This window comes from Marinobacter excellens LAMA 842, assembly GCF_001574445.1.
In the GTDB taxonomy this organism is placed as follows: Bacteria; Pseudomonadota; Gammaproteobacteria; order Pseudomonadales; family Oleiphilaceae; genus Marinobacter; species Marinobacter shengliensis.
On sequence record NZ_LOCO01000017.1, the window covers coordinates 89,134 to 95,409 of the forward strand.

Genomic DNA, 6,276 nt, shown 5'->3' on the forward strand with positions numbered 1-6,276 from the left:
TGTGTTTATCGAAGGGTAGTTTACGTTGAGTAAATGCAGGGGGATATCATGGAGCATAGGCTTAGCCAGCGCATTGAGGGTGAATTACCTATACTGGTGTACAAAAGGGGAATGCCCGTAGCCACCGGGCAAATCCAGGACGCCTCCCGGCGAGGATTGTTTGTGGCGACCGATTACGCCGACATCCGGTTGAACCAGCCCATTCAGCTGGCCTTCAAGCTTCCGGATCAGGGACAGGATTGCCACCGGGTGCTGAACGCGCACGTTATTCGCCGCTCTTCCGGCGGGCTTGGTTTGGGGTTTGATGGAACGGATAACGAGGTGGACGTGATTGCAGAGTTGGTCCAGTGGCTTCAAAGCCAATCTTTGCTCACTGGATTCAGGGTTTAGGGCGGCACAGACCGCACCAACAGAATAGCCGCAAGAAGGAATGGATAACATGGCACGATTGGCAGGCAAGGTTGCAGCAGTGACTGGCGGAGCCGTTGGAATAGGCAAGGCCGCCGTTCAACGTATGGTGGAAGAGGGCGCAGCGGTTGGCATACTGGATGTTCTTGACCAGGCCGGTAAAGCGCTCGCCACGGAACTGGCCGCCAAGGGTTACAAAGTGGCCTATTGGCATTGTGATGTGGCAGACGAGGCCCAGGTAAAAGAGGCTATCGATAGCGTTGCGGAAAAATTCGGTAAGCTCGACGTATTGGTTAACAATGCCGGCATATCCGGCACCAACAAACCGACCCATGAACTGACGGAGGAGGAATGGGACAGGGTCCAGGCGGTTAATGTAAAAGGTGTTTTCTTCTGCACGAAGCACGCGATACCGCACATGAAAAAAGCGGGCAGCGGCAGCTTGATCAATCTTTCATCCATCTACGGCCTGGTAAGCGCTCCAGATGTTCCGCCTTACCACGCGTCGAAAGGCGCGGTGAGATTGATGACCAAGACCGACGCGATGATATACGCACCAGACCGCATTCGCGCCAATTCGATTCACCCGGGATTCATCTGGACGCCCATGGTTGAGAATCACCTGAAAACCACTGGCATGGACCCGGAAGAAGCCAGAAAGGCGACTGCGGCTTTGCATCCGTTGGGCCACATGGGGGAGCCTGATGACATTGCCTGGGGCATCGTTTACCTGGCGTCTGATGAGTCCAAGTTTATCACTGGCAGCGAACTGGTTATCGACGGCGGCTATACAGCGCACTAACACCGAGCCACGGCCATGACACTTGCCGCTTACACCATGCGGGCCCTGCCAGCTCAGCTGTCGGGGCTTATGCCACTGGCGCTGGATTTGCGCTGGAGCTGGCATCATGGCAGTGATCAGCTATGGCGATTGCTGGATGAAGATGTCTGGGAGTCGACACAAAACGCATGGCTGGTACTCAATAGTGTGTCCTCTGAACATCTGCTGGCGCTGGCAGAGAGCCCGGAATTTCTCAACGTATACCAGGCCCAGACCAGTCACCTCCAGGCATTGAACGAGGCGGATACCTGGTATTCCGATACCTGCGATGGCCAACTTGGTGAGGGCGTTGCCTGGTTCTGTATGGAATACGGTGTGTCTGAGTCTTTGCCGTTGTACAGCGGTGGCCTTGGCGTATTGGCAGGCGATTACCTCAAAGCCGCCAGTGATCTCGGCGTGCCGGTGATGGCGGTCGGCCTGCTGTTCCAGCAGGGTTATTTTCGCCAGGCCCTGAGTGCTGACGGCGAACAACTGGAGTTTTACCCCTACAACGACCCAACCATGCTGCCGGTGGCACCTGTGAGAGACCCAAGCGGAGAGTGGGCAAGGGTAACGGTTCCGTTCCCGGGACGGGATGTTCGGTTGAGGGCCTGGAAAGGCCAGGTTGGCCGATGCGAATTACTGCTGCTGGATGCAAACGACCCCCGTAATGAACCCGGTGACCGGGGCATCACCAGTGAACTCTATAGTGGTGACCCCGAAAAACGCATTCAGCAGGAAATGGTACTGGGTATTGGTGGTTGGCGATTGCTGGAGCTGCTGCAGCGCAAGCCTGCCGTATGCCATATCAACGAGGGACACAGTGCACTGGCGCTGATCGAACGGGCCCATTGCTGGCAGAAGGCCAATCAATCGGATTTTGCAAAGGCCCGACTGGCAACCCGTGCCACCAATTTGTTTACCACCCATACCTCGGTGGCCGCCGGCTTTGATCGATTTGCGCCGGAATTGGCAGAACTCTACCTCTCACCCTGGCTTTCCGAAAACAACAACTGCCTGCACAACCTCATTGAAATCGCCAACGGTGGCAGCCGCGATCTGAACATGGCCGGCGTTGCGCTTGGAATGAGCGGCCGCTTTAACGGTGTAAGCCAGATCCACCGCAAGGTTACCCAGGCAATTTTCCAGCCCTGGTTTGGGCGCTGGCCTGCTGACGACATCCCGGCCGAGTTCGTGACCAACGGCGTGCACACTCCCAGCTGGGACTCACCGGAATCCGATGCTTTGTGGACCAGGGCTTGCGGCCAGGAGCGGTGGCGCCGGCCGCTAACCCAATCCTGCCCGCTGCAGTCCATCACTGACGACGAGCTATGGCAAATGCGCAGGAGCCAGCGCAAACGGCTGATCAGCTATCTCCGCAAACGCCTGCGAAGCCAACACTGCGAGCACAAGGTTGGCTCCAGTGTCGAGGCCGCGTGCGGATTGTTGTTAGACCCGGAAACCCTCACGCTCGGGTTTGCCCGACGTTTTACCAGTTACAAACGCCCAGATCTCCTGCTCAAAGACCCGGAAAGGCTGCTGGCGTTACTATGCTGTCGCGACCGACCACTTCAGATCGTCTTAGCGGGTAAAGCTCACCCCCACGATGCCGCAGGCAAGGCGTTGATCAAGCGCTGGAAGGATTTTTCCAGGCGCCCCGAGGCCGAGGGCCGGGTAGTGTTCATTGAGGACTATGACCTTGCTGTGGCCAACCAGCTCATTCAGGGGGTTGATGTGTGGCTCAATTGCCCGAGGCACCCGTGGGAAGCTTGTGGCACCAGCGGCATGAAAGTGCTGGTAAATGGTGGCCTGAACCTGTCCCAATACGATGGTTGGTGGGCAGAAGCCTGGAACGAGAACGTGGGCTGGGCCATTCGGCCTGGCGCCACTTTTGAAGAACTCAGTCATTCCGACCAGCACGATGACGCCGACGCAAACGAACTTTTCGCATTGCTGGAGGAACAAGTGATACCCGAGTTCTACCAGCTCAACAGCGAGGGCCTGCCGGCAAGATGGTTACAACGAGTGCGGGCAAGCATGGACCAGTTAACGGCCAGCTATTCCGCCAATCGCATGGTTCGGGAATACGTTGATGCCTTCTACCTGCCGATGATCGCCAAGGGCAACCAGAGGAACCCTGAAACCGCCAGACAATTGCTCCAATGGCAGCAACAAATTGCCCAGCATTGGCCAAGATTGCGCTTTGGAAGACTCACCAGCGAGCAGAAAGACGGCACGCGGGTGTTTACCCTGGATGTGTACCTCGACGGACTAAGCCCAGAACAGGTGATGATCGAGCTGGTGGCGGAAGCTTCGGAATACGGTGGGCGCATTGTTCAGCCCATGACGTTTGAACGCAGCCTGCCCGGTGCGGAAGACAGCTACCTGTTTTCAGTATCGGTACCAGACCGACCGGAGGATCATTACACTCCAAGGATACGCCCACACCACCCGCTGCTTCATATCCCGTTAGAGGATCAGCACGTGCTCTGGTATCGCTAATCGGTGTTAGCCGCGCCAGAACCCGGGTGACAGCACGATCACCACACTGAGAATTTCCAGCCGGCCCATCAGCATACCCACCGACAGGATCCACTTGGCGGCATCCGGCAGGGGAGCGAAGTTACCCGACGGACCAATGATGTCACCCAGCCCCGGGCCAACGTTGGTCAAAGAGGTGAGGGCGCCAGACAGAGCTGTCACGAAATCGAGCTGAAGTGACGCCAGCAGCACCGTGATAATCAGCAGGCACAGCAGGAAGATGAACGTGTAGGCAATCATCGATGAAATAATCTCGTCGCTGACCGCCCGCCCGTTGTAGTTTCTGGTAAAGACCGCCCTCGGGTGAAGCAGCCGCATCAGCTGCTCCCGAAGAATGATCAACGACAGTTGGAAACGGAAAATCTTCATGCCGCCAGAGGTCGAGCCGGAACAGCCGCCTACAAACATCAGAAAGAAGAACACCACAAAGGCCAGCGGCCCCCAGGCGGCGTAGTCTTCTGAGGCATAGCCGGTAGTGGTCACCACAGACGTTACGTTGAACAACGTCGCCACGTAATTGTGTATGGGATCAAACGGAATCGGCGAAACCCACCAGCGGTAGAGTGTCAGCAGTGCCGGCACCGTGAAAAGGATGGTCAGAAAAAGTCGGACCTGCTGGTCTTTAAACAGAACACCGTGCTGCCCGTGCAATTCCCTCACGAACAGAAAAAACGGCAAACTGCCGATGATCATGAACAACGTGGCTTCCATCAGGATCAGATCGCTGAACTTGCCCATCGAAAGATCAGAGGTGGAGAAACCACCGGTGGCAATGCTGGTCAGGCCATGGTTGAAGGCATCGAACAGACTCATGCCTGACAGCCAGTAGGTGACCACCGCAATCACCGAGAAGATCAGATAAACGAACAGAAGGCCACGACTGAGTGTTTTCATTCGAGGCAAGGCTTTGTCTGTCCATTCTGAAGATTCTGTTGCGAACAGCCGCATACCACCAACACGCAGGAACGGAAGCACCGCAACGAACATACCGATGATACCGATGCCGCCGATCCACTGCAGGATGGACCGCCACAGCAGCAGATCCCGATCCATATCATCAAGACCACTCAGCACCGTGGCACCCGTTGTGGTTATGCCGGAGGTACCCTCAAAAAAAGCATCTGCCGCGGAAATGCCGTTATCACTGAGATAGAAGGGTATTGAGGAGAGCAGGGCGATGATAAACCAGCTGGAAACGGTAAGAACGAACATGTAGCGGGGCTTGAGATCCCTGGGTTGCCGGTACATCGACAACACGCCTACAGCACCAAGCGCAAATACGATACCGGCCGATTCGGCGAAGGCCACCGCGTTTGGTACTTCTTCCCCCGCAAGAGCGAGAAGTACAACCGGTAAGGTCATGAAAACACTGAGAAGTATAAACATGACGCTGATAATAAATATGACAGGGTAAAGGTTTCTCAAGGTGCGCCCGCGCCAGCTGACAAAGAGACGGCGTCAGGATACCCGCGGTACCGGGCTTCCGCAAGGAAACAGGCGGACGCACGGGCCATTAACACCAAATTAAATCCCTGTAAAAGCAACGTAAATTCGGAACCTGGCTATGGCAAACATCGTCTGTGTGGTGCAAGTTGTAAAAAAGGAGCGTTACTCAGCTCCCCAATAAGGAACAAGGAGAACCGGTTATGAACGTAAAAAAGAATCTGTTACTCGCATCGGTTGCGTCTGCAGGCATCGCTTTGGCTGGGACGGCATCTGCACAGGATATGTATAAGAGCGGTGTGGGTGGCCTTTATGCCGGGTTGAACTATACGTTTATGGATCTGGATTATGACGGCGTTTCAAGCGCTGACGTTGGAACGCTGTCCGGCAAAGTTGGTGTGATGGCCAACGAATTCCTGGGCATTGAAGCCCGCGCCGGTTTCGGTGTGGATGATGATCGGGTGTTTGGCCAAAAGGTTAAACTTGATAACTTCTTTGGCGGGTATGCCACCATTAACATGGCGAACCAGAGCCCAGTGACGCCATATGCCGTGGTTGGTTTCACTCGCATCGAGGCAGAATCCGGGATTCGATCTGATGACGAATCTGATTTCTCATACGGCGCCGGCGTTAACTTCAGGTTCGCCCCGAATCTGTCGGGGAACCTCGAGTACATGCGCTACTACGATGACAGCGACCTGACGGTCGACGGCATTGGTCTTGGTGTTCAGATGAATTTCTAAGCTTGGTGAGAATAGCCAACTAGATAAACCCGCGATGCAGACAATGCCTCGCGGGTTTTTAATGGGATTAGCCACTGAAGTTAACTCGAAACCATGGCTTCTAATTTTGTTCCCAAAGATCCTCCTCAAGGATCATGTCAGCGGCCTTTTCGGCGATGGCAATCGTGGGTGCATTAGTATTGCCGCTGATTAGTCTTGGCATAATGGAAGCGTCCGAGGCTGTAAACCAAATTGTGTAACTGCCCACGACTGAGTAATCTTTTCAAAAGGATACCATCGTGGGTACACAAGTGGATCAAGAAAAACTCAAAGCCATGGCCG

At 55.2% G+C, this 6,276-nt stretch carries 5 protein-coding genes; 4 read left to right on the plus strand and 1 reads right to left on the minus strand.

All coding sequences use genetic code 11. From position 1 onward, the window contains the following. Positions 1 to 48 precede the first annotated feature (48 nt). The 3 genes from J122_RS14160 to glgP are packed head-to-tail and all read left to right on the plus strand — an operon-like array spanning position 49 to position 3,730. Complete coding sequence (locus J122_RS14160; RefSeq protein WP_061332924.1) at positions 49 to 390, plus strand: PilZ domain-containing protein; 342 nt, start codon at positions 49 to 51, stop codon at positions 388 to 390. A 49-nt stretch (positions 391 to 439) separates the two neighbouring features. Next, positions 440 to 1,210 (plus strand): SDR family NAD(P)-dependent oxidoreductase, encoded by a 771-nt coding sequence (locus tag J122_RS14165; protein WP_061332925.1) that lies wholly within the window; start codon positions 440 to 442, stop codon positions 1,208 to 1,210. A gap of 15 nt (positions 1,211 to 1,225) precedes the next feature. Next, positions 1,226 to 3,730 carry an alpha-glucan family phosphorylase gene (gene glgP / locus J122_RS14170; RefSeq protein WP_061332926.1) on the plus strand — a complete coding sequence of 835 codons (2,505 nt, stop codon included), beginning with the start codon at positions 1,226 to 1,228 and terminating at the stop codon, positions 3,728 to 3,730. A 6-nt stretch (positions 3,731 to 3,736) separates the two neighbouring features. Here the strand turns inward: glgP and J122_RS14175 are convergent, their stop codons facing one another. Then, complete coding sequence (locus J122_RS14175; protein ID WP_061332927.1) at positions 3,737 to 5,155, minus strand: TrkH family potassium uptake protein; 1,419 nt, start codon at positions 5,153 to 5,155, stop codon at positions 3,737 to 3,739. Between the two features lie 260 nt (positions 5,156 to 5,415). Here J122_RS14175 and J122_RS14180 point away from each other — a divergent pair, with 260 nt between their 5' ends. Beyond that, a complete protein-coding gene (locus J122_RS14180) occupies positions 5,416 to 5,955 on the plus strand; it encodes a porin family protein (protein ID WP_061332928.1) in 540 nt (179 codons plus the stop codon). The last annotated feature ends 321 nt before the right edge of the window (positions 5,956 to 6,276 follow it).